This is a genomic window from Mesorhizobium sp. NFR06, from assembly GCF_900115245.1.
Classification (GTDB): Bacteria; Pseudomonadota; Alphaproteobacteria; order Rhizobiales; family Rhizobiaceae; genus Mesorhizobium.
In genome coordinates, this window is the sequence record NZ_FOVT01000010.1 from 52,440 (window position 1) to 79,108 (window position 26,669).

The following is a 26,669-nucleotide window of genomic DNA, read 5'->3' on the forward strand; positions in this document are numbered from 1 at the left end:
AGACATGCCCCACAAACGCTTTCGCGCCGCGAATCATCCAGACCTCGCGAAACCGTGATGTCACGCGGGCCGGCCGACCGCCCTCGCCGACCATGCACCTACGCCAGCCGCGCCCTGGTCGTGCGCGGTGTCGCCAGCAAGAGGCTGGTCTCGCTGCCCGTTATGCCGGGGATCAGCCGGATGCGGCGCAGCACGGCGTCGAAATCGGTCAGCGTGGCGGTGCCGAGCTCGACCACCAGGTCCCAGCGGCCGTTGGTGGTGTGGATGGTCGAGACCTCGGCGAGGCCGCCAAGCGCCTTGACCACGCGGTCAGCGGCATGGCCTTCGATCTCGATCATCATCACGCCGCGTATGCGTTGATCGACCGCATCGGCGCGCAGCACCACCGTATAGCCGATGATCTCGCCGGACTTTTCCAGTCGCTCCATGCGTGCCCTGACCGTCGCGCGCGAAACGCCGAGGTCGACTGCGAGATCCGACACACTGCGCCGCGCATCGTGCCGCAGAAGCGTGACCAGTCTTTCGTCAAGCGCATCCATGATTGCTCACTTTGGTCAAATTGCCTGCTCGAAATGATAAATCAGCCTTTTCGAAAAGCCAATTTTGCCTGTTCAAACCGCCAGCGGCTGATGATCCAATCCACTCAGTCAATCTAAAGGGCAAAGAGAATCATGCGCTGCAGGATCGTTGGTGCGCCGGTGCAGGATGGCGCGGGCAGGATGGGATGCGAGATGGGGCCGAGCGCGTTGCGCACGGCGGGCCTTGTCTCGGTGCTGGCTGAACTCGGCCATGAGGTCGAGGATTGGGGCGCGGTCGAGAAGGCCGCGGCGCGCCCGGTGGCCCATGGCAACCTCGCCTTGAAGGCGCTGCCGGAGATTTCCGCCTGGACGGCGGCGATCGCCGAGACGGCCTACGCGGCTTCGATGGAAGCGATGCCGATCTTCCTCGGCGGCGACCATTCGATCTCCGCCGGCACGGTCTCCGGCGTTGCGCGCCGCGCTGCCGAACGTGGCCGGCCGCTCTTCGTGCTGTGGCTCGACGCGCATCCGGATTTCCACACGCTCGACACCACCACCAGCGGCAATCTGCACGGCGTGCCGCTCGCTTATGCCAGCGGGCAGCCGGGTTTCACGGGCTATTTCCCGGACCTGCCTTCGGCCGTCGACCCGGCCCGCGTCTGCGCGCTCGGCCTGCGCAGCGTCGATCCGGCCGAGCGTCGCGCGCTCACCCAGGCCGGCGTCACGGTGCACGACATGCGCGCCATCGACGAGCACGGCATCGCGCCCTTGCTGCGCGCCTTCCTGGCCCGCGTCGAGAAGGAGAACGGGCTCTTGCATGTCAGCCTCGATGTCGATTTCCTCGACCCCTCGATTGCGCCGGCCGTCGGCACCACCGTGCCCGGCGGCGCCACCTTCCGCGAGGCGCATCTGGTGATGGAGATGCTGTCCGACAGCGGCCTGGTTTCCAGCCTCGACCTGGTCGAACTGAACCCGTTCCTCGACGAGCGCGGCCGCACCGCCACCCTGATGGTCGACCTCGCCGCCAGCCTGATGGGCCGCCGCATCATGGATCGCCTGACCCGCAGCCATTCCGGAAGCCTCTGACCATGACCCAGCCGTCTCGCCTTGCCATCGTCCCCTTCGTCAGCGTCGACCGCATGATGAAGCTGGTGCTCGCCATCGGCGTCGAGCGCTTCCTGACCGAGCTTGCCGCCTATATCGAGGAGGATTTCCGCCGCTGGGAACTGTTCGACAAGACGCCGCGCATCGCTTCGCACAGCCATGACGGCGTCATCGAGCTGATGCCGACCAGCGACGGCAAGATGTACGGCTTCAAATATGTCAACGGCCACCCGAAGAACATGCGCGAGGGCCGCCAGACGGTCACCGCCTTCGGCGTGCTTGCCGATGTCGGTTCCGGCTATCCGATGCTGCTCACCGAGATGACCATCCTGACGGCGCTGCGCACCGCGGCCACCTCCGCCGTCGCCGCCAAATATCTGGCGCCGAAGGGCTCGCGCGCCATGGCCATCATCGGCAACGGCGCGCAGTCCGAGTTCCAGGCCGTCGCCTTCAAGGCGCTGCTCGGCATCGACCGGTTGCGGCTTTACGATATCGATCGTTCGGCCTCCGAAAAATGCGCCCGCAACCTCGCCGGCAAGGGTTTCGACATCACCATCTGCTCGACCGGACAGGATGCGGTGGAAGGCGTCGACATCATCACCACGGTGACGGCCGACAAGCAGTACGCCACCATCCTCACCGACAACATGGTCGGCTCCGGCGTCCACATCAATGCGGTCGGCGGCGACTGCCCCGGCAAGACGGAGCTGCATCGCGACATCCTGTTGCGCTCCGACATCTTCGTCGAGTTCCCGCCGCAGACGCGCATCGAGGGCGAGATCCAGCAACTCGACGCCGACCATCCGGTGACCGAGTTGTGGCAGGTGATGACCGGCCAGGCGCAAGGCCGCAGGGCGCCGGAACAGGTCACGCTGTTCGATTCCGTCGGCTTCGCCACCGAGGATTTTTCGGCGCTGCGCTATGTCCGCGACCAGCTGCAGGCGACCGGCCTCTATGAGGAGCTCGATTTGCTCGCCGACCCTGACGAGCCGCGCGACCTGTTCGGCATGCTGCTCAGGGCCGCCATCGAGCCGGCGGCGTGACCAGAGTTCGGATGGATAGACGCAAGCTATCGGCAGTGCCGAAGACTTCGCTCTCCGCTTGCTAGAGCATGATGCCGAAAAGTGTGAAGCGGTTTTCGGACGACATCATGCTCTATCTCTTTGATTTAGAGTCGGATTCAGATTTCAGGTCGACTCGACCTGAAATCATCCGGCTCTAGCCCAGCGCGCCAGCGCCGGCAACTACCCACCCTATCGGCGCGGCGGCGCGCAGCTTTCCCTTTCCACCAGCACCGGCGCCAGCACCTCGCGGCGCGAGGGCGCTTCCGGCTCGCTGAGGCGCTCGAGCAGCAGGCTCACCGCCCGCGTGCCGATCTTTTCGACCGGCTGCGCGATCGTCGTCAGCGGCGGCCAGGTGGTGACGGCGTAAGGGATGTCGTCGAAGCCGATCATCGACATGTCGTCGGGGACCCGCAAGCCGCGCGAGCGCAGCAAAGTCAGTGCGCCCATGGCCATCAGGTCGTTGCAGGCAAACAGCGCCGTGATGTCCGGCGCCTGCGCCATCAGCTGCTCCATCGCCAGGCGGCCACCGGCGAAATGATAGTCGGAATCGACGATCGAGGATGGCCGCAGCTCGAGTCCTGCCTCCTCGAGCGCGCGCACGAATCCACGCAGGCGGGCCGGGCTGGAGCTCGAGTCGCGCGGGCCGCCGATGACGCCGATCTTTCGATGCCCGAGCCCGACCAGATGCTTCCCGGCGAGATAGCCGCCATGGACATGGTCGACCAGCACCGAATCGACATTGACCGACTGGATCTCGCGGTCGAGCAGCACCGCCGGCACGCTGGGCAACAGGCGGGCGAACACCCGCGCATGGTCGGACGAACCGGCGAAGATCAGCCCGTCGATCTGCTTGGCCATCAGCACCGAGAGATAGCGCTCCTCCTTTTCGGCGTTGCCGTCGGAGTTGCACAGGATCACCGTGTAACCGGAAATGAAGCCGGCATCCTCGATCTGCCTGGCCACGCTGGCGAAGAACGGGTTGGAATTGTCGGGCAAGAGCAGGCCGATGGTCTTGGTCTCGCCGCGCCGCAGGCTCCGCGCCACCGAGTTCGGGCTGTAACGCAGCGCCGCGATCGCCGCGCGCACGCGCTCGGCCGTTTCCGGCTCGACATGGCGCGTGCGGTTCATCACATGCGAGACGGTTGCGACGGACACCCCCGCATGGCGCGCGACATCGGCAATCGTCGTCATAGGCTATCTCTTTGACTTAGAGACGGATTCAGATTTCAGGTCGAATCGATCTGCAATCATCCGGCTCTAGCGAATCTTGCGCAACAGCCTCTCCCGGTACGCGTCTAGGATGACCGCGAGCACGATGACAAGGCCGATCACGATGGGTTTGAAATTGTCGCCGACGCCGAGCAGCTGCAATCCGGTGCTCAGCACCTGCAGGATGCAGGCGCCGACCAGCGTGCCGATGATCGAGCCCTTGCCGCCGCTGAGGCTGGTGCCGCCGATGATGACGGCGGCAATCGCATTGAGCTCGTAGCCGACGCCGGCGATCGGGCTGCCGATGTTGAGGCGCAACAGATAGACCATCGCCGCGACGCCGGCGGTCAGCCCGCTGATGGTGAAGGCCGCCACCTTGTAGTAATCCGGATTGTGGCCGGACAGCCGCACCGCTTCGTCATTGGTGCCGACGGCGAAGATCATGCGGCCGAAGACGGTGAAGCGCAGCACGAACCAGCCGGCCGCGATCACCAGCACCGCGACCAGGAAGATCGACGGCAGGAAGCCGCCGATGATCAGGTTGCCGAAATCGACGAAGCTCTGCGGCAGGCCGGTGATGGTCGAATTGTCGCTGACGACACGGGCGGCGCCCGCGGCCATGTTGAGCATGCCCAGCGTGACGATGAAGGAGGGGATCTTCCAGCGCGTCGAGATCCAGCCGTTGAGGAAGCCGCAGGCAGCGCCCGTCGCCATGCAGGCGAGCAGCGCCAGCGTGATCGCCACCGCCGGCGACAGGTTTTCGTCGATCATGACGGTCGCGCCGACCACGGTGCAGAGCGCCAGCACCGAGCCGACCGAAAGGTCGATGCCCCCGGTGAGGATGACGAAGGTCATGCCGGCCGCGAGCACCGTGTTGATGGCGATCTGCACGAAGATCTTCAGCGCGTTGCCGGGCGTCGCGAAATACGGCGCGCTGACCGAGAAGAACAGCGTGATCAGCACCAGCGCCAGAAGCACGCCGGCATCGCGCACGAGGAAGCGCAGGAACTTCGCCTTGGCCGGTGAAACAGGCGCCGAAACGATGGGTTCGGACGTCTCGCTCATGGTCGCACATACTCCTGATAGGCGAGCGACAGGATGCGCTCCTGGTCGAATTCGGAGCGCGGCACCTCGCCGACGATCTTGTTCCTGGAAAAGACGATGATGCGATTGCACATGCCCATCAGCTCGGGCAGGTCTGACGATACCATGATGATGCCCTTCTGCTGCGCCGCCAGCATCCACAGAAGCTGGTAGATCTCGCGCCGCGCGCCGATGTCGACGCCGCGCGTCGGCTCGTCGAGGATCAGCGTCGAGGTGCCGCGGAACAGCCACTTGGCCAGCACCACCTTCTGCTGGTTGCCGCCGGAGAGATTGCGCACCGCCTGCTCGATCGAGGCCGCCTTGACGCGCAGCTGGCTGACCAGGTCGTTGGCAGCCACTGCCTCCGCCCTTCGGTTGACCAGCCCGTGGCGCGAGACCTTTCCGAGATCGGTGATGGTGATGTTCTTGTCGACGGCCATGTCGAGCAGCAGGCCCTGGCCTTTGCGGTCCTCGGTGAGTAGGCTCAGCCCATGCCGCACCGCGTCCTTGGGTGCGGCGATCGCCACCGGCCTGCCGTCGATCTCGATGACGCCGTCGAGCTTGGGATCGGCGCCGAACAGCGCCCGCATCGCTTCCGTGCGGCCGCTGCCGACGAGGCCGGCGACGCCAAGGATTTCGCCACGCTTGACGTCGAAGGAAATGGCGGGCGTCGCCGCATCGCGCTTCAGATTGGCGACGCTGAGCGCGACCTTGCCGGGCACGATCGAGGCATCGAAACCATATTCATCGGCGATGTCGCGGCCGATCATCATGCGCACCAGGTCGGGCACGGTGAGGCCCCCGAGATCGCGGCTCGCGACCAGCCTGCCGTTGCGCAGCACCGTGACCCGGTCGCCGATCTCGAACACTTCATGCAGCCGGTGCGAGATGTAGATGATGGTGACGCCTTTCGCCTTCAGCCGCTTGATGATGGCGAAGAGCCGCTCGATCTCGGGCGGCGTCAGCGTCGCCGTGGGCTCGTCGAGCACCAGCACCTTCGAGTCATAGCTCAGCGCCTTGGCGATCTCGACCAGTTGCATCTGCGCGACGCCCAGTGCCTCGACCCGCGTCCTCGGGTCGATGTCGAGGCCGACTTCCTTCAACAGCGCCACGGCGCGGCTGTTGAGCGCCTTTCGGTCGACGATGCCGAAGGCGCGGCGCGGCAGGTTTTCCAGCATCAGATTCTCGGCGATGCTGAGATAGGGCAGAAGGTTGAGTTCCTGATGCACGATGCGGATGCCGCTCTGCTGCGCGTCATGCGGCGTCCTCGGCTGGTAGGGCTGGCCGTTGAAGGCGATCGCGCCCGAGTCCGGCTGGTAGATGCCGGCGAGCAGCTTGATCAGCGTCGACTTGCCGGCGCCGTTCTCGCCCAGGATGATGTGGGTTTCGCCGCGCGCGATCGACAGCGACACCTCGCTCAGCGCGACGGCGCCGGGAAAAATCTTTCCGACCCCTTCAAGGGAAAGAATCATGTCGGTCATGCGGCAATCCTGAACGGCGCTCTTCTACCGCAACGGCGATACGGGCACGCGGCCATCGCCGCCGGCAGCTTGCCGGCGACGATGGCGAGACGAGCGAAACGCCGGAGGGAGTGCCGGCGCCCATGCTCGCCTCAGGCGGTGATCAGCTTGACGTCGGTCTTGACCCAGCCGGAGAATTTCTCGCCGGCAAGCTCGCGCAGGCCGTAGTCGATGCCCATGGCCGCCATCTGCGCGCCATACTGCTCGACGGTGGCAAGCATCTTGCCGCTCTTCAGCAGCGGGCCGACGGCCGGGATGTTGTCGAAGCCGACCACCTTGATCTGGCCCGACTTGCCGGCCGCGTCGATCGCCTTGACGACGCCGAGGGCCATCGAATCGTTGGCCGCCATCACGCCCTGGATGTCGGGATGCTGGGTGAGGAAGTTGGTCATCAGCGTGTTGGCTTCCTCGGTCTCCCAATGCGCCGTCTTGGAGTCGAGCAGCTTCAGTCCGTACTCCTTCACCGAATCGTCGAAGCCGAGTTTGCGCTGCTTGGCGTTGTCGGCCTCCGGATTGCCCTCGAGGATGACCACCTTGCCGCCCTTGCCCAGCGCCTTGCCGAGCGCATCGCCGGCGAGCTTGGCGCCGGCGCGGTTGTCCGGACCAAAGAAGGCGAGGTCGATGCCGGCCTTCTTTTTGGCTTTCTCGTCGAGCGCGACGTCGATGTTGATGACCTTGATGCCGGCCTTCAGCGCCTTGGCGATCGGCGTGACCATCGCCTTGGAATCGGCCGGCGCCACGACGATGATGTTGTACTTCTGGGTAATGAAGTTCTCGATAGCATCGACCTGCGCTGCGAAATCGCGCTCGTCCTTCATGCCGACGGCAGCGAAATCGAACTTGTCCTTGTTCTTTGCGGCATACGCCTCGGCGCCGGCTTGCATCTGCTTGAAGAACTCGTTTGCCAGGGACTTCATGACCAGGCCGACCTTCGGCTTGTCGGCGGCGAGAACCGGGCCGAGCGGCAAAGCGAGCGCGCCGGCGGCGAGCGCGCTGGTCTTCAGGAATTGGCGACGCGAGAACGAACCCAGGTCGAGCCCATGCGTAGTTGAAACCTTGCTCATGCTTTCCTCCTCTTTGGCTGAGCCGTAATCGGTTACGCAACCGATTACGCGGGAGGGTATGCCCCTCATTTGGCGAGTGTCAATATCAGCCCGGAGGCGACCTGGATCAGCCCGGCGGTGGGCCGGCCGAGTTCAGCCGTCCCCGCAACCACTTGGCCGAAAAATCGCTGAAGGCCCGCACCCGGGGATTGCCCTTGAGGTCAGGGTGGTAGAGCACCCACACCTCCGAGGCGAGCGCGTCGATGGTATCGCCGACGCGCAACAGCCGGCGCGTGGCGCCGAGATAGTCGGGCAGCAGCGCCTGCCCCCAGCCGGCCTCGGCCGCCGCGGCGGCGGCGGTGAGGCTGTTGACCCTGAGCCCGATCTCGCCCTCTGCGACATTGGCCTTCAGCCATTGCGCCGCCGGCAAGGCGGACAAGGTCGCGTCGAAACCGATCCAGCCGGCGGCGGCCGACATATCGCTGGCGTAGGCCGCGTAGGAAAAGCGCGCCACACGCCGCCCGGCCAGCGTCTCCGGCGGCGCCAGCGTCGGCCGGATGGCGACGTCGGCTTCGCGCCGGCCGAGATCGGCAAAGCTGTTGTTGACCTCCAGCGACAGCGCGATGCCGGGATGCGCGGCGCTAAACGCTTTCAGGCAGGCGCAGGCGATGGCGAGGAGGGTGTCGGCCGTCGTTACGGTGAGCGGCCCGACCAGGCGATCGTCCTGTGCCGCCACGCGCCGTTCCACTTCGGCGAGGCGGTCGCGCAATTCCTCCGCCGCCTCGAGGAAGGGCTCGGCCCTGCCGGTCGGCACGAGAGCGTCGCCGGCGCGTTCGAACAGCACACCTCCCGTACGCTTCTCCAACTCCCTGAGTTGCCTGTAGATCGTCGCGATATGCGTGCCGAGCCTTGCCTGCGCGCCGCGGACCCCGCCCGCCGCCGCGATCGCTGCCACCAGCCGCACATCGTCATAGTCGATCATCTTCGCATCCATGCGAATGAGAGTGGCACGATTGCTGAATGCGCTCGCACAATTGCGAACATATATCGCACTCAGCTGACACCACCAGCCCGACCGGGGCCAGCCTGACTGGAGAACGACATTGAGCCGCATCCTGCACATCGAAGCCTCGCCGCGCGCCGACCGCTCCTGGTCGAGCAAGGCGGCGGCAAATTTCCTCGCGCAGCTGAAGGAACGACTGCCAACGGCCGAGATCGACCATTTCAACATCTGGACCGCCATCCTGCCAAGCTTCGACGGCGCGGCGATCGACGCCAAATACGCCAGGCTGTCCAACACGCCGCTGACCGATGCGCAAAGCCGGGCGTGGAAGCTGATCGGCCATTATGTCGCCAGGCTCGACGCCGCCGATGCGATCCTGATTTCGACGCCGATGTGGAATCTCGGCGTTCCTTATCGGCTGAAGCACCTGTTCGACCTGGTGACCCAGCCCGGCCTCAGCTTCTCCTTCAACCCGGCGACCGGTTACACGCCGCTGCTGCGCGCCCGCCCGACCGCCGTGCTGATGGCGACCTCCGGCGACTTCACCGAAGGCCCGAGCTACGGCCGGCCGGACCTCGCCACGCCCTATCTGCGCACCGCGCTTGCCTTCATCGGGCTGAAGGACGCGGCAATCGTCCATGTCTCGCCGACCATCGGCCAGCCGGAAGCGATGGATGCCGGTGCCAGGCGGACCGAAGGCGAAGTGCGCCGGCTCGCCGCAAGCTTTGCCGGGAGGCTCGCATGAGCCCGTCCATGGCATGGCTGCTGCTGATCGTCTCCGGCATCACCGACGTCGCCTGGGCGCTGGCGACCAAGAAGTCGGCCGGCTTCTCCGAGCCGCTCTGGGCCGCCGTCTCGCTGGTGCTTTTGGTCGTCTTCACAGCACTTTTGACCAAGGCGCTGACCGTCCTGCCGCTCGGCACCGCCTACGCGGTGTGGACCGGTATCGGCGCGGTCGGCTCCTTGGCCGCCGGCGTCGTGCTGTTCGGCGAAAGCACCGACGCCGTGCGCCTCACCTTCGCCGCCGTGACCATCCTCGGCGTGGTCGGCCTGAAGGTGAGCTCGTGAAACCTATCCGGAAAATGCCCGCGCATAGGTCCGGGCAAATTCCGCGAAACTGGTCGGCCGCACCCCGAAGGCGTCGTGCGTCGCGAGATGGACACGCGACTTCGGCCGCCTGAGACGCTCTTGCAGCTGCTCGCCGAGCGCATCGACGAAATCCGCAGGGGCGCCGCTAGCGAGCAACGCGCGGCGGCGTTCGTCCCAGCTGATCGGGACATATCTGACGGGCCTTCCCGTGGCGGCCGATATCCGTTCCGCCACCTCGTGCATCGTCAGCGCTTCCGGCCCTGTCATGTCCAGGCTCTCGCCCTGGTGGCCTCCATCCCGCAGCAGCCGGCAGGCGACCTTTGCGATGTCTTCGATGGCCACTGGCGCGAGCTCGATGTCGGCCAAGGGCAGCCGCAACTCGCCATCCCGGCTCATCGTCGAGGTCTCCCTGAGATAGACCTGCATGAACTGCGAAGGCCGAAGATGCGTCCACGCCGGGCCGGCGGCTTCGAGATGGTCTTCGATCTCTTCATGCATGCGCGTGAAGCGGAACATGGCTGGATCGAAGCCGACCCCGGACTCCGCCCCGGAGAATTTGACGACGTGCTGGACACCGACCTGCCGGCACAGGTCGATGAAGCCGCATTGTGTTTCGCGCATGTCCGGTGTCCCCGACGAGATCAGCAGCACCCTCGTGACGCCCCCTAACGCTGCCTTGACGTCGTCTCCACCCCGCATGTCGCCTTCGATGGCGTCGATGCCCGCCAACTTGTCGAGCCCGGTGGCCGACGCCTTGCGAGCGCTTCTTATCAGCGCCCTTGCCGGCACATGGTTCTGCGCCAGCTCACGAACAATCATCTGACCGCTCAAGCCGGTCGCGCCCGTCACCAATATCATTCGTCTTTCCTTTTCGCGGCCGGCCGAATGCGGCAGGCAGAACGCCTCGCCTTGCCAAGACGCTATGGCGAATGAAAAGGATTCTCGACTGCGGAAAATTTTCCAGCCGCGGCCCCAGCCGGCCGCGGCTGGATCAGCGGATCACCGCCAGCCCAGCGCCGGCGCGACGTGCTTCAGGATCGACTCGATGACATGGGCGTTGTAGTCGACGCCCAACTGATTAGGCACGGTGAGCAGCAGCGTGTCGGCCTCGGCGATCGCCTCGTCCTGCTTGAGCTGCTCCACCAGCTCGTCCGGCTCGGCGGCGTAGGTGCGGCCGAACACGGCGCGCTTTTCCGGCTCGATATAGCCGAAATGATCCTGGCCCTCGCTGCCGCCGAAATAGGCGCGATCCATGTCGTTGACGAGAGCAAAAATGCTGCGGCTGACCGAGACGCGCGGCTCTCTCGCGTGGCCGGCTTCCTTCCAGGCGGCGCGGTAGGCTCTTATTTGCTCGGCCTGCTGGATGTGCAGCGGCTGGCCGCCCTCGTCGAATTTCAGCGTCGAGCTCTGCAGGTTCATGCCGAGCTTGGCCGCCCATACGGCCGTGGCGTTGGTGGCCGCGCCCCACCAGATGCGTTCGCGCAAGCCGGCCGAGAACGGCTCGAGCCGAAGCAGGCCGGGCGGATTGGGAAACATCGGCCGCGGGTTGGGTTGCGCAAAGCCTTCGCCGCGCAACAGGTCGAGGAAGATCTCGGCGTGGCGGCGCGCCATGTCGGCGTCGCTCTTGCCCTCTTCCGGCACGTAGCCGAAATGACGCCAGCCGTCGATGACCTGCTCGGGCGAGCCGCGGCTGATTCCCAACTGCAAACGCCCGCCGGCGATCAAGTCGGCCGCGCCCGCATCCTCCGCCATGTAGAGCGGGTTCTCGTAGCGCATGTCGATGACGGCGGTGCCGAGCTCGATGCGCTTGGTCTTCGCGCCGGCCGCGGCAAGCAGCGGAAAGGGCGAGGCGAGCTGCCGGGCAAAATGGTGGACGCGGTAATAGGCGCCGTCTGCGCCGAGTTCCTCGGCCGCGACCGCGAGGTCGATCGACTGCAAGAGCGCATCGGCGCCCGAACGTGTGCCCGACTGCGGCGAGGGCGACCAATGCCCGAAGGACAGAAATCCGATCTTCTTCATATGCTTCATTCCTGCTGGAGCGGCCCGTTGACTGCTCAAATTCATTGTTGCTCCAGCAGATAGCCAGGGCAGTGCCGCGATACAACGGACACCGAATGGATACAGACCGTCAATCAGTTCCTCGAAACGGCCGGTGCCGTCCTCGCGCCAGAGCGCGATCGGCTCGCCCGCGGCATTCCCGCTGCCGCCGGAGCGCTGTATCGTCCTTGCCAACCGATGATTCCCGAGCACAGGTTGCCTCCATGCATGGCCTGACACCTATACTGTCCACCGTGACGGCCTCTTTCCTGGCGTCCTTCGTCGAAGTCGTCGAAGCCTTCACCATCGTGCTCGCCGTCGGCGTGACGCGCAGCTGGCGCCCGGCGCTGACCGGCGCCGGGCTGGCGCTCGCCTTGCTCGCGGCGCTGGTGCTGGCGTTCGGCCCGCTGCTGGCGCTCGTCCCCCTCACCGTGCTGCAATTCGTGGTCGGCGTGCTCCTGATCCTGTTCGGCATGCGCTGGCTGAGGAAGGCGATCCTGCGCAGCGTCGGCGTCATCGCGCTGCATGACGAAGAGCGAACCTTTTCCCAGGAGACGGCTGCGTTGCAGCGGCAGGCCAACGACCGCCGCGCCGACTTTCTGGCGGCCGTCGCGTCGTTCAAGGCGGTGCTGCTCGAGGGCGTCGAAGTGGTGTTCATCGTCATTGCCGTCGGCGCCGCGCACGGGCAGACGCTTTATGCCGGCCTCGGCGCGCTGGCGGCCTTCGTGCTGGTGATGCTGATCGGCCTTGCCGTGCATCGTCCTTTGGCGCGCGTGCCCGAGAACGCGCTGAAATTCGTCGTCGGGCTGATGCTGACCAGCTTCGGCGTGTTCTGGACCGGCGAAGGCCTCGGCGCCGCGTGGCCGGGCGCCGATCTCGCGCTTCTCGCCATCTTCGCCATCATTGCCGCGGCGTCCTTCGCCATCGTGCGCTGGCTGCGCGGCGCTTATCCCGCACCCGCCGAAGGACTTGCCCGATGACCGTGATCCGTCTCGTCTTCAAGGAGCTCGTCGGCATGTTCGTCGACGACGGCAACCTTGCCCTGCTGGCGCTGATCCTGATCGCCCTGATCACCGCCGCGGTGAAGCTGATGGCGCTGCCGCCGCTCATTGGCGGCTTCGCGCTGCTGGTCGGCTGCCTGGCAATTCTTCTGGACAGCGCGCGCCGCGCCGCCCGTGGCAGGTCGCGCTGATCAGCGTTCATTTTCTGGGAAATCAGCGCAAACGCTGGAGACTGCCGGAAGCCTCTCACCTCGTCATCCACGGGCGGAGCGACGCGAGCGGAGCGCAGACCATAGGATGACGATCGCGATGGGCGTTTCGGCCAATCTCCAACGTATGCCGCCTGCCAGGCAAACATAGCCGTCGGTCATTCTGCGCCGGAGACCTAATAAACCGTGAAGAGCGTCGGCAGGTCGCCGCTGAGGCGCAAATACTCGACCGACTCGATGACTGGAAACAGCGCCAGGAAATAGAGCCCGTCGCGGAACGTTCTCCTTAGCGCGCCCGTCGAAACCAGCCACTGGTCCTCGTCGCGGTAAAGCAGCGGGTTCGGCCAGAAGCGGGGCGTGCGTGCGGCATAGGCCGCGTGCACGGCGCCGAACTTGCCGGCGAGGTACTCGGCCTCCTTGCGCGCCGTGAACCGGAACACGAGGAAGCTGGCCAGACCGAGCATCGCGGCCGCCAGCACCGAACCGAACATCAGCCCGATGCCGGCCGTGCCGACGGTCGAGAAGAAATAGAGCGGATTCTGCGTCATCGAGAACGGGCCGGACACGATCAGCTCGTCATTCTTCCGGCCGCCGACGAACAGGATGCTCCACAGCCGACCAAGGAAGCAGGCCAGCACCATCGCAAACCCGATCGTCTCCAAGGCTTCGTGCCCGTTCGATCCTTCGGCCAACGCCGGCTTGCTGAACAGGAGCAGGATGACGGCAAGTGCGGCCGCCACCTGCACGACGATCAGGCGCTTGCGCTGGCGGAACGCCTGCGGCACCGATTTGAGGGAGGTGTAAGCCATTCTCTGTCACCGCTCCGGCGCCGGTACGGCGCCGAGCCTGTCTAGCCCTTTCGCCGCGCGATGACGAGGCCCGGCCGAAGTTTTTGCCCGATCTTACGAATTTGTAAGGACACGGACAGGCTGCGGTGAATTCACCCGCCTAACCTGACGATCGCCGCGCCGAATTTGCGGCGGCTTGAAAGGGCGCCGATGGCCGGCCCCCAACGTCAGGATCAAGTCATGAACAAATTTGCCCTTGCCTTCGCCATTGCCGCCGCCGCGATCACCGCGCCGACGATTTCTTCGCCCAGGCCATGAAGAGCCTCGGCAAGGTAAGCCCCAGCCCAATGATGGATGCCGCCATGACCGCAACGATCTACGAGCACGAGTGCGAATTGAACAGGGTCCCGGAAGTCACCCTCGATTTCTGGCTGATCAAGATCATGGCGGTGACCATGGGCGAGACGGCGGCGGACTATCTTGCCGTCAATCTCGGCCTCGGCCTTACGGTCACGGCGTTGATCATGGGCGGCATCCTCATTGTCGCGCTCGTCCTGCAATTTGCCCGGAAACGCTACGTGCCCTGGGCCTACTGGCTGGCCGTCGTCCTGATCAGCATTGTCGGCACCTTGGTCACCGACAACCTCGTGGACGCTTTCGGCATACGGCTGGAGACCGCGACGATCGTCTTCTCGGTCGTGCTGGCACTGACTTTCATGGTCTGGTACGCGCGCGAAAAAACGCTCTCGATCCATACCATCTTCACCACCAGGCGCGAAATCTTCTACTGGCTGGCGATCCTCTTCACCTTCTCGCTCGGCACCGCCGCCGGCGATCTGGTCGCCGAGCGTTTCGACCTGTGTTATCTCACCACCGGCCTCATCTTTGGCGGCCTGGTCGCGGCGATCGCGTTCGCCCATTTCTTCCTCGGCCTGAACGGCATCCTCGCCTTTTGGCTCGCCTATATCCTCACCCGGCCGTTCGGCGCCTCCCTGGGCGACCTGCTCGCGCAGCCGGTCGAACATGGCGGCATGGGCTTCGGCACCACTTTCACCAGCCTGAGTTTCCTCGGCTGCATCGTTACCATCGTTCTTTACATGACGCTGAAAAGCCTGATCGACGAGGACGAACAGGCCCTGCTCGACTAGAGCCCGCTGAGATCTCCTTGAGTTTGAAGGCGGCGCGAGATGCGCTCGGTTTGGGAGGCGGCCGGCAACCCGGCGCGGCCGCTGCCCCCTTGCGCACCGTTCATCCGTGCGCTAGATACTGAACTATATGGTTCAGTATTCGAAAACCCATCTCGATGCCTCGTTCGCCGCGCTCTCGGACGCCACCCGGCGCGGCGTTCTGGAGCAGCTCGGACGGGCGGACGCCTCGATCACGGACCTCGCCGAGAAGTTCCACATGACCCTCACGGGTATGAAGAAGCACGTCGGCGTCCTGGAGCAGGCGGGGCTCGTCACCACGCGCAAGGTCGGGCGGGTGCGAACCTGCAAGCTCGGCCTGCGCCGGCTGGAGGAGGAGACGGCATGGATGGAGAGCTATCGCCGGCTTTGGGACGCACGCTTCGATGAGTTGGACAAGGTCGTCGAGGAATTGAAACGCAAGGAGGAAGTCGATGGAACAACGCAGGGAAAGTGAACCCGCCCGCACAACGGTGGCTCGGAAGTCCGATCGCGAGCTGGTCGTTACCCGAACCTTCAACGCGCCGGCGCGCATCCTGTTCGAGGCGTGGACCACGCCCGAGCTGTTCAAGCGGTGGTGGGTGCCGAAGTCGATGGGCATGGTCCTGCGTTCCTGCGAGATGGATGTTCGCGTCGGGGGAAGGTATCGTTTGGTGTTTGGCCACGATGCCTCGAGCACGGACGAGTTCTTCGGCAGATATATCGAAGTGATACCGCACTCGCGCCTCGTCTGGACCAATGACGAAGGCGGCGACGGTGGACCCGTCACCACGGTGACCTTCGAGGAAAAGGGCGGCAAGACGCTGCTGGTCATGCACGAGCTCTATCCCTCGAAGGAGGTTCTCGACGCTGCCGGCACAGGGGCGGCCGATGCGATGGGCGAGACGTTCGAGCAACTGGACGAGCTTCTCCTCACCCTGGAGCGCTAGAGCATGATGCCGAAAAGTGTGGAGCGGTTTTCGGACCACATCATGCTTCATCTCCTTGAACTGGAGGCGGATTCGGATTTCAGGTCGATTCGACCTGAAATCATTCGGCTCTAAGGTGACGGTCATCAGGTCATCGCTCTCGTGGTCGGCCGCCTGGCTCTTCGCGCGGCCTCGTCTGCTCGCGATGGATCTGGGGTCGCCTAAAACGCCTCTCGCAAAAATGTGTAGCGGTATTCGGTCTGGAAATGCGTAAAAACAGTTGGTTAGAGCCAATTCCTGGAAAAGCACGCGGCGATTTTCCGGCAGGAATTGCGGCAAAAGCCGCAGCCGTCGAGGCTGAGGCGGCAAGGACAGCACAGGGCGATGCGACTTCTGCTTGTTGAAGACGATCCGAGAACCGCCGACTATATCGTCAGGGGGCTGGCCGAGGCCGGCCATGTCTGCGATTTGCTGCGTGATGGTCATGACGGCCTCTTCGCCGCGACCCGCGAAGCCTACGACGTGATCGTCGCCGACCGCATGGTTCCGGGCCTCGACGGCCTGTCGATGATCAAGGCCGTGCGCGCCGCCGGCGTCCGCACGCCGGCGATTTTCCTGACCTCGATCGGCGGCGTCGACGACCGTGTCGAGGGGCTGGAAGCGGGCGGCGACGACTATCTGGTCAAGCCGTTCGCCTTTTCGGAACTGCTTGCCCGCATCCATGCGCTCGGCCGCCGGCCGGCGGCCCAGGAGCAGAAGACGACCCTGCGCGTCGGCGACCTCGAGATGGACCTGATCCAGCGCCGCGTGACTAGGCAGGGCCAGCTGATCGACCTGCAGCCGCGCGAGTTCAGCCTGCTCGAAGTGCTGATGCGCGGCGAAGGCCGCGTCATCACTCGCACCATGCTGCTGGAGCGCGTCTGGGATTTTCATTTCGACCCCAAGACCAGCGTCGTCGAGACGCATATCAGCCGGCTGAGGGCCAAGGTCGACAGGCCGTTCGAGGTGCCGCTGATCCACACCGTGCGCAACACCGGCTACAGCCTGCATGTTCCGGCCTGATCCTGCATCCGCAATGGCGCGGCGACCAACAGCGTTCGCGATCGGATGAGCGAGACACGCTCCCGCCTGCTGCGCAGCACGCCGTTCAGGTTGGCGCTGACCTTCGCCTTTCTGTTCCTGCTGGCCTTCATCCTGTCCGGCGCGATCGTTTATCAGTTGATGAGCGCCTCGCTCGCCAGGCAGCTCGATCAATCGATCAAGGAGACCTACTCCCTGATCGCCGCGACCTATGCCGAGAGCGACGAGGAGGATCTCGTCGCCACCGTCAGGGACCACGCCCAGTTCAGTCAGGATAAGGACGAGATCTTTTCCCTCACCGATCGGGACGGCAACCGCCTCGCCGGGGATTTCGCCGCCTCCAGCCTGCCGAACGGCTTTTCCATGTTCGCCGCCAACTTGCCGGGTGTGCCGCCCGATACCGAATATCGCGCCTATTCGGGCATGGTCGGCGCCAACAACCTGACGGTCGCCTTCTCGCTGTCGGAAACGGAGGATCTCGAAAGGATCGTGTTGATGAGCTTCGGCTGGGCGACGCTCTTCATCACCGGCCTGGCGATCGTCGGCGGCGCGCTGCTTGCCTCGCGGGTGCAGCGCCGCCTGGACGGCATCGCCGACACCATGGTCGACGTCTCGCATGGGCGCCTCGATACGCGCATTCCGCTGATCGGCAATGGCGACGACATCGACGCCGTCTCGGCCCAGGTGAATGCCGCCCTCGACCGCCTGTCGGCCCTGGTCGACGGCATGCGGGAAGTGAGCGCCAACATCGCCCATGATCTCAAGACGCCGCTCAACCGGCTGCAGATGATCCTGGAATCCGCCGCCGACAAGACGGCGTCGGGCGAAGATGTCTCCGCCGAACTGACCGACGCCCGCACTGAAAGCCAGCAGATCAACAGCACCTTCGACGCCCTTCTTCGCATAGCGCAGATCGAAGCCGGCGCCCGCAAGGCGCGCTTCGTCGATCTCGATGTCGGCCCGGTGGTCGAGACCATCGGGGAAGTCTACGCCGATGTCGCCGAGGATGACGGCAAGTCCCTTTCCACGAAGATTGTTCCGGATACGAAATGGTATGTTCACGGCGACCGGGACCTGCTGATGCAAATGCTCGCCAATCTGGTCGAGAACGCGCTCCGGCATTGCCCGCCGGGCACGGCGATCGAGCTTTCGGTGACCAGGGAGGGCGAAAGAATTCTGATGCATGTCCGCGACAACGGCCCCGGCATTCCGGCGGCGGAGCGCGAAAAGGTCTTCCAGCGGCTCTATCGGCTCGACACAAGCCGGACGACGCCCGGCAGCGGCCTCGGCCTGAGTCTCGTCAAGGCGGTTGTCGACCTGCACGGCGCCACCATCGCGCTGGAGGATCGCAATCCGGGCCTGGGCGTTACCGTCGGCTTTCCGGCCGTGCGAGTCCCAGAAGCCTGAGGCAGTACACGAAAGGTCGCAGCCGCCCAACGTCGTCATTCTAGGGCGGAGCAAGGAGCGGAGCGACGCGCGCAGACCCTGGAATCCATGCCGTGACGTTAAGGCGTTGCAGCGGTTACAGAATATTCTGCACCGTTGCGCTCCCCGGCAGAGGTCACGGCATGGATTCTAGGGTCTACGCGGTACGCTTCGCTTTCCGCTCCGCCCTAGAATGACGACGGGTGGGCGTTTTCGGCCAATCTCCAAGGCATGCCACCTGCCAATGCAAGGCGCGTCGGCAGGGAGACTCCTGCCGGCGACGACTGTTGGCCATCTTACCGCGCGACACCCGCCCGTCGGAAATCGGAAGGCGACATGCCGGCGAGCTTGCGGAACGATTTGTTGAAGGCGCTGAGCGAGCCGAAGCCCGACTCCATCGCCACCCTCAGCACATTGGCGTCCTCATGCATCAAGAGTGCTTGCGCGTAGCTCAAGCGCAGCAGACTGACATATTCGTTGAGCGTCATGCCGGTCGACTTCTTGAACAGGCTCATCGCGTATTTGGGGTGGATGTCGGCGGCCGAGGCGATGGTCACGCTGTCGATGTCGTAGAGGAAATTCTCGGCGATGAAATCGCACATGCGCCCGACATTGCGCGAGGATTGCTGGTCGAAGGCATTGCCGGTCCCTTGCCCGGCCGCGCTTTCCGGCACCAGGCGATAGGGCTCGAAGCGCACCCGCTCGAGTCTGAGCAACAGCTCGTTGACGGCGTGCTCGGCCCTGGCCGAATCGCCCGAGCGCGCATAGCCGTTCCAGCGTTTGAAATTATCGTTGTCTGACTGGTCGGTCGCGTTGGTCACCAGGGTCGCGCCGGTCATCAGCCGGTGGCGGATGTCGGCCGGCAGGTGCAAGCGGAAGAAATGCACCAGCGGCAGATGCGCTCCGGCGTAGACGGCGTCGTCGGTGAGGTCGTCCATCTGGTGCGGCAGGCCGCCCCAGAACAGGCACATCTCGCCGGCCGACAGCGAAATCTCATGATCGTTCATCAAGTAGTGCACGCTGCCGCGAACGATGAAATTCACTTCCACCTGGGCGTGCCAATGCGGCTTGAGCATAACCAGCGGCTGTGTGTGGAACATCTGCAGCTTTAGCGGCATGCCTTCCACGCTGCTCGCGCCAGGCTGGTAAAACGGACGCTCCGGCATCTTACTTTCCGCCAACTTCTTCTTCCCTCCGACGGGGACAAGCCTTCCGCGCCGCATAGTCTAGCCACGCTCACACTGAGAGAGCAAATGAAATGGGAGGATTTCAATGCGCACGACACTGACCTGCGCCGCGCTTATGCTTGGCCTGGGCTCCGGCCCGGCCCTGGCGCAGTCCGGCGAGATCACCATCTGGAGTTGGAACATCGCGGCTTCGTCGCTGAAGTCGACGGTCGAGGGTTTCAACAAGAAATACCCCGACATCAAGGTCACGGTTCAGGATCTCGGCAACCAGCCGACCTACGACAAATCGATCGCCGGCTGCGCCGCCGGCGGCGTCGGCCTGCCCGACATCGTCTCGATCGAGAACGGCGAGGCCGAGAACTACTGGAGCCAGTTCCCGGACTGCTTCGTCGACCTTCACACGCTGGGCTACACGGCGGAAGACCAGAAGAAATTCCCCGATTTCAAGCGCACCGAGCTCGAGGTCGGCGACAAGGCCTATGCCATGCCCTGGGATTCAGGCCCGGTCGCCGTCTTCTATCGCCGCGACTTCTATGAGAAGGCCGGCGTCGATCCGGCCTCGATCAAGACCTGGGACGATTTCATCGCCGCCGGCAAGAAGATCCAGGCCGCCAATCCGGGCGTTACCATGACCAATGCCGATTTCAACGGCGACACCGAATTCTTCCGCATGATCTCCAACGAGCAGGGCTGCGGCTATTTCGCCGAGGACGGCCAGTCGATCACCGTGGCTGAGCCGAAATGCGTCGACGCCATGACCAAGGTCAAGGAGATGAAGGACGCCGGCATCGTGTCCTCGGCCGACTGGTCGACCAAGATCACCAACAACACCGCCGGCACCGTCGCCAGCCAGGTCTATGGCGGCTGGTATGAGGGCACGATCCGCACCGAATCGCCGAAGGAGAGCGGCAAATGGGGCGTCTACCTGATGCCGAGCCTGACCGCCGACGGCCCGCGCGCCGCCAATCTCGGCGGGTCGTCCTTGGCCATCACCTCGGCCTCGAAGAACAAGGAGGCCGCCTACGCCTACCTGAAATACACGCTGGAGACCAATGAGGGCCAGATCACCATGCTGAAGGATTTCGGCCTGGTGCCGTCGCTGATCTCGGCGCTCGACGATCCTTACGTCGCGCAGGGCCAGCCCTATTGGGGCGACCAGGCGGTCTGGAAGGATATCCTGGCCACGCTGCCCAAGGTGGTGCCGAGCCGCGGCACCCAGTTCCAGAGCGACGCCGAGATCATCCTGCGCGCCGTGCAGACCAAATATCTGGCCAACGGCTATCCCGACGCCAGGGCGGCGCTCGACGACGCCGCCAAGCAGATCGCCGCGGCGACCGGCCTGCCGGTGAAGTGACGGCAGTTTCCTTCTCCCCTTGTGGGAGAAGGAAAGACAGGGCAGCGCCGAGATCGACAATTGGCGCTGCTCCAGCATTCGAAGCATGAACAACACCGCGCCCGCCAAGAAGGCGCCACCGGGAAAGGAGGAGGACGATGCGCACCCAGAACGCCACGGCGTACCGCTTCCTCACGCCTTACCTCCTGATCTTCGCTATCTTCTGGGTCTGGCCGATCATCTCCTCGTTCCTGATCTCCTTCCAGGCGACGCGCACCGTGCCGTGGCGCTTCGCGCCGACCTTCAACTGGGGCCGCCTGATCGGCGACCCCGCCTTCTACAATGCGCTGAAGAACACGCTGCTGATCCTGGTCATCCAGGTGCCGGTGATGATCTCGCTGGCGATCGTGATGGCGGTGCTGTTGAATTCGCCGCTGCTGAAGGCGCGCGGCCTATACCGTTTCGCCTTCTTCGCCCCGGTCGTGGTCGGCGAGGTGGCCTATTCGGCGGTCTTCCGCCTGATGTTCAGCCTCGATTTCGGCATCATCAACAAGCTCCTGAACAGTGTCGGCCTGCCCAAGGTCGACTGGTTCTCCAACGTCACGCCGGCCATGGCGCTGATCATGATCGCGGTGACCTGGCGCTGGGCCGGCTACAACGCCATCATCATCCTGGCCGGCCTGCAGTCGATTCCCGACGACGTCTACGAGGCGGCGACGCTCGACCGCGTCAGCAGGGTGAAGCAGTTCTTCCACATCACCTTGCCGCTGCTCAAACCCGTCATCGTGTTCTGCGCCGTGCTGTCGATCATCGGCACCATGCAGTTGTTCACCGAACCGTTCCTGATCACCGAACGCGGCGGGCCCGGCGGCGGCACCGAGACGCTCGGGCTGCTGCTTTACCGCCAGGGTTTTCGCTCGCTCAACTTCGGCTACGCTTCGGCCGTCGCCTACACCATGGCCGGCCTCGCCATCGCCATCACCCTGGTGCAGCTCTGGCTGACGAGGGAGCCGAAATGAGTTCGCGCTCGCAAGCCCGGCTCGGTCGCAGCCTTCTGCTGCATCTTGTCCTGACGCCGCTGGCGCTGATCTGGCTGTTCCCGCTGTGGATGATGGTGGTGTTCTCGACCATGCCCGACAACGGCATCTTCAGCCCGGACATCGAGCTTCTGCCGCACGGCAATTTCATCGACAATGTCAACAATCTGCAGCGCGACACCAATTTCGTCGGCGCCATCGGCATCTCGGTCTCGGTGGCGGTGACCTACACCTTCCTGTCGGTGCTGCTCACCTCGATGGCCGGCTGGGCGCTGGCGCGCTACGAGTTCCACGGCAAGGGCGCGGTGGTGGCGATCATCTTCGGCACCATCACGCTGCCCTATGCGGTGGTGCTGATCCCGCAATTCATCATGGTGGCGCGCGACTTCGCGCTTGCCAACACCTGGATCGCGCTGATCGTGCCGCCGCTGTTCAATTCGCTGGGCGTTCTCTTCATGCGCCAGGCTTTCTCGATGATGCCGGCCGAACTGTTCGACGCGGCGCGCGTCGAAGGCGTCAAGGAATGGCGCATCTTCCTGTTCGTGGCGCTGCCGCTGGCGCGCCCGATGCTGGCGGCTTTGGCCATCATCCTCTTCCTCGCCTCGTGGAACAATTATCTCTGGCCGCTGCTGATCAACAGCCAGCCCGGCGCGATGACCGCGCCGGTGGCGCTCGGCACGCTGATCGGCCTGACCAAGGTGTCATGGGGCGGCATCATGGCCGGCGCGGTGATGCTGACGGTGCCGATGCTCATCGTCTTCGTGCTCTTGCAGCGCCACTTCATCGCCGGCATCGCCGCCGGCGCGGTCAAATAGGTTAGGAGGCAGATGGCGGCCGTCACCCTCACCAATGTCGTAAAACGCTTCGGCGGCTTCGAGGTCGTCCACGGCGCCAATATCGACATCGCCGACGGCGAGTTCGTCGTCTTCGTCGGCCCGTCCGGCTGCGGCAAGTCCACGCTTCTGCGCATGGTCGCCGGCCTGGAGGACATCAGCGGCGGCAAGATCGCCATCGGCGGCAAGCTGGTGAACGATGTCGAGCCGGCCGACCGCGGCATCGCCATGGTGTTCCAGTCCTACGCGCTCTATCCGCACATGACCGTGGAGCAGAACCTCTCCTTCGGGCTGCGCATGAACGGCAACCCGAAAGCCGACACCGAACGGCGGGTCAAGCGCGCCGCCGAGATCCTGCGCATCGACGAATTGATGCAGCGACGGCCGAGGCAACTGTCCGGCGGCCAGCGCCAGCGCGTCGCCATCGGCCGCGCCATCGTGCGCGAGCCGCAGGTCTTTCTCTTCGATGAGCCGCTCTCGAATCTCGACGCCGAGCTGCGCGTCCAGATGCGGGTCGAGATCTCGCGCCTGCACAAGGAACTCGGCGTCACCATGATCTATGTGACGCACGACCAGACCGAGGCGATGACGCTGGCCGACAGGATCGTCGTACTGAAAGCTGGCAATGTCGAGCAGATCGGCGCGCCGCTCGACCTCTATGACGATCCGGCCAACCGTTTCGTAGCCGGCTTCATCGGCTCGCCGAAGATGAATTTTCTCAGCGCGAAGGTCGTCGAGATATCCAACAGCGCCGCGATCGTCGAGCTCGTCAACCACGGCGGCGCGCGGCTGCGCAAGCCGCTCTGCGAGGCGTCGCCGGCCGTTGGCGCTGAGGTCGTGCTCGGCGTCCGGCCGGAGCATTTCTTCGAGGCCGGCGAGGGCGATTGCGACATTCCGGTCAAGGCCGACGTCGCCGAGCATCTGGGCTCCGTCAGCTACGTGTATGCCAATGCCGGGCCCGAGGAACTGATCGTCGAACGCGAGGCCTCGCGGCAGCGCGCCAGCGGCGATCACTTCGCGGTATCGATCAAGGCGGAACGCGCGCTGCTCTTCGACAAGACAGGCGCAAGGATCCGCTGACCTTGCATCCCGCCCGATCGCGAAGGCGTGGCGGCGACCCATGGAGAATTCGACATGACATCTAAGGGAAAAATCCGCTGGGGCATTCTCGGACCCGGCAGCATCGCCAAATCCTTTGCCGGCGGCGTGGCGCAGTCGCGCACCGGCGAACTGGTCGCGCTCGGCGCTCGCAATCCTAGCAAGCCGGGCCTCGCCGAAGCTTTTCCGGGCGCCCGCATCCTCGACGGCTATGACGCGCTGCTTGCCGACAAGGAGGTCGACGCCGTCTACATCTCGATCCCGCATCCCGGCCATGCCGAATGGGCGATCAAGGCGGCGGAAGCCGGCAAGCATGTCTTATGCGAAAAGCCGCTGGCGCTGACCGCCTTCGAGGCCGACGCCATGATGCATGCGGCGCGCAAGGCCGGTACCTTCTTGGGCGAAGCCTTCATGTACCGGCTGCATCCACAGACCCTGAAGCTGGTCGAGCTGATCCGGTCCGGCGCCGTCGGCGAGGTCCGCATGATCAAGTCCAGCTTCGGCTTCGCCATGCCGGGCTTCATGCCCGAGCACCGGCTCTATGCCAACGAGCTTGCTGGCGGCGGCATCCTCGATGTCGGCGGCTATCCGGTGTCGATGGCGCGGCTGATCGCCGGCGCTGCCGCGGGGCAGCCTTTCCTCGAGCCCGACAAGGTGGTCGGAACGGCCCATCTCGGCCAGTCCGGCGTCGACGAATGGGCCTCGGCTTTGCTCCACTTTCCCGGCGGCATCGTCGCCGAAGTCTCCTGCAGCATTTCGCTCAACCAGGACAATATGCTGGGCACCTTCGGCACCAAGGGTCATATCGAGGTGCCGGATTTCTGGTTCGCCGGTGGCAACCGCGATGTCGGACCGGGCCGGATCGAGGTGATCCGGTCCGGGGCTGCTCGAGAAGTGATCAGCCTCGACGAGACCCGACACCTTTATTCCTTCGAGGTCGACGCCGCCGGCGAGGCGATCCTGGCCGGCCGGCAGGAATTCGCCTGGCCGGGCATGGGCTGGGCCGACAGCCTCGGCACGCTGCGCGTGCTCGACAGATGGCGCGCGGCGGTCGGGCTGGAATACGAGATCGAGAAGCCGGCCAGGCGCGTCAACACCATCTCCGGCCGGCCGCTGCGCACCGATGGCAAGGCCATCGGCAAGCGCGCCATTCCCGGCCTGCCGCGGCAGGCCTCGCTTCTGGCGCTCGGCTTCGAGGACTTCCGCACCTTCTCCTCGGGCTCGATCCTGCTCGACGCCTATTTCGAGGCCGGCGGCAATCTGTTCGACACCGGCTTTGTCTATGGCGGCGGCTATACCGAGGCGCTGCTCGGCCAGTGGCTGACAAATCGCGGCGTGCGCGAGCAGTCGGTTGTCATCGCCAAGGGCGCGCACTCGCCGCTCTGCTATCCCGATGTGATCGGCAAGCAGCTCGCCCAGTCGCTCGACCGGTTGCAGACCGATCATGTCGACATTTATTTCATGCACCGCGACAATCCGGACGTGCCGGTCGGCGAATTTGTCGACGCGATGGACGCAGAGGCCAAGGCCGGGCGCATCCGTGGCCTGTTCGGCGGCTCCAACTGGACGATGGAGCGCATGGACGCGGCGATTGCCTACGCTGAAAGGAACGGCAAGCAGAAGCCCGGCGCGCTTTCCAACAATTTCTCGCTGGCCGAGATGCTGGAGCCGATCTGGGCCGGCTGCGTCACCTCCTCCACCGACGCCTGGAAGGCCTGGCTGACGGCAAGGCAGATGCCGAACTTCGCCTGGTCGAGCCAGGGCCGCGGCTTCTTCACCGAACGCGCCGGCCGCGACCGGACCGACAATGAGGAGCTGGTGCGGGTCTGGTATTCGGAAAAGAACTTCGGCCGCCGCGAGCGGGCGATCGAACTGGCGCGAAAGCTCGGCAAGAGCCCGATCCACGTCGCGCTGGCTTACGTGCTGGCGCAGCCTTTCCCCTCCGTGCCGCTGATCGGCCCGCGCACGTTGGACGAATTGGAGGACAGCCTGAAGGCGCTGGATATCAAGCTGACGCCGGAGGATGTGGCGTGGCTGGACAATGGGCCGGAGCGGAGAAGGGCTTAGATCAGGAGGAAAAACGCGAACGCCTCGTTCCTTCGCGCCCCCCTCTGGCCTGCCGGCCATCTCCCCCACTTGGGGGGAGATCAGACGTCGCCGGCGATTTCGCCAACTACCAACGTTGGAAGATACGGCGGGGCGCCGAAACAGCCAATCTCCCCCCAAGTGGGGGAGATGCCCGGTAGGGCGGAGGGGGCGCTGTCCCGCCAACCTTTCCTTCGTCATTCTAGGGCGGAGCAAGGAGCGAAGCGACGCGCGCAGACCCTAGAATGACGAAGGATACGCCGCAGCTTCACGCGCGCGAACCCTCTCTGTCACCTTGGCGACATCTCCAGGGTGCTGGCGCCGCCATATGCGATTGCCCTACCCGCAAGGGGAGATTTGGCCCCTCACCGATCCACCCGTGTCGACAGAATGATCGACGAGGACGTCCGCTCCACCCCGTCCATCGCGCCGATCTGGTCGAGCAGCGAATCGAGGTCCCTGATCGACGGCGCGTCGACGATGACGATCATGTCGAAATTGCCGCTGACCGAATGCACGGTGCGGACCGGCGGCATCGCCTCCAGGCTGCGCACCACTTTGTCGGCGAGTTTCGGCGTGACGGTGAGCAGCACATGCGCCTTGACCAGCCCCTGCTCGTAGTCGGACGCCAGCCTGACCCCGTAGCCGGCGATGATGCCGCGCTGCTCCAGCCGCTCGATGCGGCTCTGCACCGTCGTGCGCGATACGCCGAGCTGTCTGGCGAGTTCGGCCGTCGAGGCGCGGGCGTTGGCGCGCAGCAGGGTAAGCAGGGCCTGTTCGGCGCTTGTCAGCATTTCGACGAATCCTTTCGTCATATCGCTCGAAGATTGA

General features: G+C 64.8%; 27 protein-coding genes. 16 read left to right on the top strand and 11 right to left on the bottom strand.

Annotated features, from left to right (window positions below; all coding sequences use genetic code 11):
- Positions 1-98: 98 nt before the first annotated feature.
- Positions 99-539, bottom strand: coding sequence for an Lrp/AsnC family transcriptional regulator (locus F3H96_RS18325; protein ID WP_040987948.1), 441 nt, complete (start codon positions 537-539; stop codon positions 99-101).
- 132 nt (positions 540-671) lie between these two features.
- Between F3H96_RS18325 and rocF the strand changes: the two genes are divergently transcribed.
- Positions 672-1,604 carry an arginase gene (gene rocF / locus F3H96_RS18330; protein ID WP_149803137.1) on the top strand — a complete coding sequence of 311 codons (933 nt, stop codon included), beginning with the start codon at positions 672-674 and terminating at the stop codon, positions 1,602-1,604.
- 2 nt (positions 1,605-1,606) lie between these two features.
- On the top strand, positions 1,607-2,665 hold the full coding sequence (locus F3H96_RS18335) for an ornithine cyclodeaminase (protein ID WP_149803138.1): 1,059 nt from the start codon (positions 1,607-1,609) through the stop codon (positions 2,663-2,665).
- A gap of 210 nt (positions 2,666-2,875) precedes the next feature.
- Here F3H96_RS18335 and F3H96_RS18340 read toward each other — a convergent pair whose 3' ends face one another.
- The 5 genes from F3H96_RS18340 to F3H96_RS18360 all read right to left on the bottom strand — a co-directional run bounded on the left by F3H96_RS18340 (position 2,876) and on the right by F3H96_RS18360 (position 8,523).
- Entirely contained in the window at positions 2,876-3,877 is a 1,002-nt protein-coding gene (locus F3H96_RS18340; protein ID WP_149803139.1) for a substrate-binding domain-containing protein, read from the bottom strand.
- 66 nt (positions 3,878-3,943) lie between these two features.
- A complete protein-coding gene (locus tag F3H96_RS18345; RefSeq protein WP_149803140.1) occupies positions 3,944-4,960 on the bottom strand; it encodes an ABC transporter permease in 1,017 nt (338 codons plus the stop codon).
- A complete protein-coding gene (locus tag F3H96_RS18350) occupies positions 4,957-6,459 on the bottom strand; it encodes a sugar ABC transporter ATP-binding protein (protein WP_149803141.1) in 1,503 nt (500 codons plus the stop codon). Before F3H96_RS18350 ends, F3H96_RS18345 begins: the two co-directional genes overlap by 4 nt.
- A gap of 131 nt (positions 6,460-6,590) precedes the next feature.
- Complete coding sequence (locus F3H96_RS18355) at positions 6,591-7,562, bottom strand: sugar ABC transporter substrate-binding protein (protein WP_149803142.1); 972 nt, start codon at positions 7,560-7,562, stop codon at positions 6,591-6,593.
- Positions 7,563-7,668: 106 nt separating this feature from the next.
- Positions 7,669-8,523 (bottom strand): LysR family transcriptional regulator, encoded by an 855-nt coding sequence (locus F3H96_RS18360; protein ID WP_188131449.1) that lies wholly within the window; start codon positions 8,521-8,523, stop codon positions 7,669-7,671.
- Between the two features lie 121 nt (positions 8,524-8,644).
- Here F3H96_RS18360 and F3H96_RS18365 point away from each other — a divergent pair, with 121 nt between their 5' ends.
- The gene (locus tag F3H96_RS18365; protein ID WP_149803144.1) at positions 8,645-9,289 is read left to right on the top strand and encodes an NAD(P)H-dependent oxidoreductase; all 645 of its coding nucleotides are present in this window, start codon (positions 8,645-8,647) and stop codon (positions 9,287-9,289) included.
- Entirely contained in the window at positions 9,286-9,612 is a 327-nt protein-coding gene (locus F3H96_RS18370; RefSeq protein ID WP_210248158.1) for a multidrug efflux SMR transporter, read from the top strand. Before F3H96_RS18365 ends, F3H96_RS18370 begins: the two co-directional genes overlap by 4 nt.
- A 3-nt stretch (positions 9,613-9,615) precedes the next feature.
- Here F3H96_RS18370 and F3H96_RS18375 read toward each other — a convergent pair whose 3' ends face one another.
- Positions 9,616-10,491 (bottom strand): SDR family oxidoreductase, encoded by an 876-nt coding sequence (locus tag F3H96_RS18375; RefSeq protein WP_149803145.1) that lies wholly within the window; start codon positions 10,489-10,491, stop codon positions 9,616-9,618.
- 141 nt (positions 10,492-10,632) lie between these two features.
- Positions 10,633-11,652, bottom strand: coding sequence for an LLM class flavin-dependent oxidoreductase (locus tag F3H96_RS18380; protein WP_149803146.1), 1,020 nt, complete (start codon positions 11,650-11,652; stop codon positions 10,633-10,635).
- A gap of 242 nt (positions 11,653-11,894) precedes the next feature.
- Between F3H96_RS18380 and F3H96_RS18385 the strand changes: the two genes are divergently transcribed.
- Both F3H96_RS18385 and F3H96_RS18390 read left to right on the top strand, forming a co-directional pair.
- Entirely contained in the window at positions 11,895-12,650 is a 756-nt protein-coding gene (locus F3H96_RS18385; RefSeq protein ID WP_149803147.1) for a COG4280 domain-containing protein, read from the top strand.
- Positions 12,647-12,862: a hypothetical protein gene (locus F3H96_RS18390; RefSeq protein ID WP_149803148.1), complete on the top strand. Its 216-nt coding sequence runs from the start codon at positions 12,647-12,649 to the stop codon at positions 12,860-12,862. The genes F3H96_RS18385 and F3H96_RS18390 overlap by 4 nt, the downstream gene beginning before the upstream one ends.
- Before the next feature lie 194 nt (positions 12,863-13,056).
- Here F3H96_RS18390 and F3H96_RS18395 read toward each other — a convergent pair whose 3' ends face one another.
- Positions 13,057-13,689 (bottom strand): isoprenylcysteine carboxylmethyltransferase family protein, encoded by a 633-nt coding sequence (locus F3H96_RS18395; protein ID WP_149803149.1) that lies wholly within the window; start codon positions 13,687-13,689, stop codon positions 13,057-13,059.
- A 341-nt stretch (positions 13,690-14,030) separates the two neighbouring features.
- On the opposite strand from F3H96_RS18395, the gene F3H96_RS18400 reads away from it, so the two are divergent.
- From F3H96_RS18400 to F3H96_RS18420, 5 genes are all read left to right on the top strand, one after another.
- Entirely contained in the window at positions 14,031-14,816 is a 786-nt protein-coding gene (locus tag F3H96_RS18400) for a hypothetical protein (RefSeq protein ID WP_149803150.1), read from the top strand.
- A 127-nt stretch (positions 14,817-14,943) separates the two neighbouring features.
- Entirely contained in the window at positions 14,944-15,309 is a 366-nt protein-coding gene (locus tag F3H96_RS18405; RefSeq protein ID WP_149803151.1) for a metalloregulator ArsR/SmtB family transcription factor, read from the top strand.
- Positions 15,287-15,781, top strand: a complete 495-nt coding sequence (locus F3H96_RS18410) for an SRPBCC domain-containing protein (protein ID WP_188131450.1) — start codon at positions 15,287-15,289, stop codon at positions 15,779-15,781. The genes F3H96_RS18405 and F3H96_RS18410 overlap by 23 nt, the downstream gene beginning before the upstream one ends.
- A 363-nt stretch (positions 15,782-16,144) precedes the next feature.
- On the top strand, positions 16,145-16,822 hold the full coding sequence (locus tag F3H96_RS18415) for a winged helix-turn-helix domain-containing protein (RefSeq protein WP_149803152.1): 678 nt from the start codon (positions 16,145-16,147) through the stop codon (positions 16,820-16,822).
- A gap of 45 nt (positions 16,823-16,867) precedes the next feature.
- Positions 16,868-18,247 carry a HAMP domain-containing sensor histidine kinase gene (locus F3H96_RS18420; RefSeq protein ID WP_149803153.1) on the top strand — a complete coding sequence of 460 codons (1,380 nt, stop codon included), beginning with the start codon at positions 16,868-16,870 and terminating at the stop codon, positions 18,245-18,247.
- Between the two features lie 314 nt (positions 18,248-18,561).
- Here the strand turns inward: F3H96_RS18420 and F3H96_RS18425 are convergent, their stop codons facing one another.
- Positions 18,562-19,431 carry a helix-turn-helix domain-containing protein gene (locus F3H96_RS18425; RefSeq protein WP_149803154.1) on the bottom strand — a complete coding sequence of 290 codons (870 nt, stop codon included), beginning with the start codon at positions 19,429-19,431 and terminating at the stop codon, positions 18,562-18,564.
- A gap of 106 nt (positions 19,432-19,537) precedes the next feature.
- On the opposite strand from F3H96_RS18425, the gene F3H96_RS18430 reads away from it, so the two are divergent.
- The 5 genes from F3H96_RS18430 to F3H96_RS18450 all read left to right on the top strand — a co-directional run bounded on the left by F3H96_RS18430 (position 19,538) and on the right by F3H96_RS18450 (position 25,820).
- On the top strand, positions 19,538-20,806 hold the full coding sequence (locus F3H96_RS18430) for an ABC transporter substrate-binding protein (RefSeq protein WP_149803155.1): 1,269 nt from the start codon (positions 19,538-19,540) through the stop codon (positions 20,804-20,806).
- A gap of 137 nt (positions 20,807-20,943) precedes the next feature.
- A complete protein-coding gene (locus F3H96_RS18435; protein ID WP_149803156.1) occupies positions 20,944-21,804 on the top strand; it encodes a sugar ABC transporter permease in 861 nt (286 codons plus the stop codon).
- Complete coding sequence (locus F3H96_RS18440) at positions 21,801-22,637, top strand: carbohydrate ABC transporter permease (RefSeq protein ID WP_149803157.1); 837 nt, start codon at positions 21,801-21,803, stop codon at positions 22,635-22,637. The genes F3H96_RS18435 and F3H96_RS18440 overlap by 4 nt, the downstream gene beginning before the upstream one ends.
- 12 nt (positions 22,638-22,649) lie before the next feature.
- Positions 22,650-23,735 (top strand): sn-glycerol-3-phosphate ABC transporter ATP-binding protein UgpC, encoded by a 1,086-nt coding sequence (gene ugpC, locus F3H96_RS18445; protein ID WP_149803158.1) that lies wholly within the window; start codon positions 22,650-22,652, stop codon positions 23,733-23,735.
- Between the two features lie 54 nt (positions 23,736-23,789).
- Positions 23,790-25,820 (top strand): aldo/keto reductase, encoded by a 2,031-nt coding sequence (locus tag F3H96_RS18450; protein ID WP_149803159.1) that lies wholly within the window; start codon positions 23,790-23,792, stop codon positions 25,818-25,820.
- A 383-nt stretch (positions 25,821-26,203) separates the two neighbouring features.
- Here the strand turns inward: F3H96_RS18450 and F3H96_RS18460 are convergent, their stop codons facing one another.
- The gene (locus tag F3H96_RS18460) at positions 26,204-26,632 is read right to left on the bottom strand and encodes an Lrp/AsnC family transcriptional regulator (RefSeq protein WP_149803160.1); all 429 of its coding nucleotides are present in this window, start codon (positions 26,630-26,632) and stop codon (positions 26,204-26,206) included.
- Positions 26,633-26,669 lie beyond the last annotated feature (37 nt).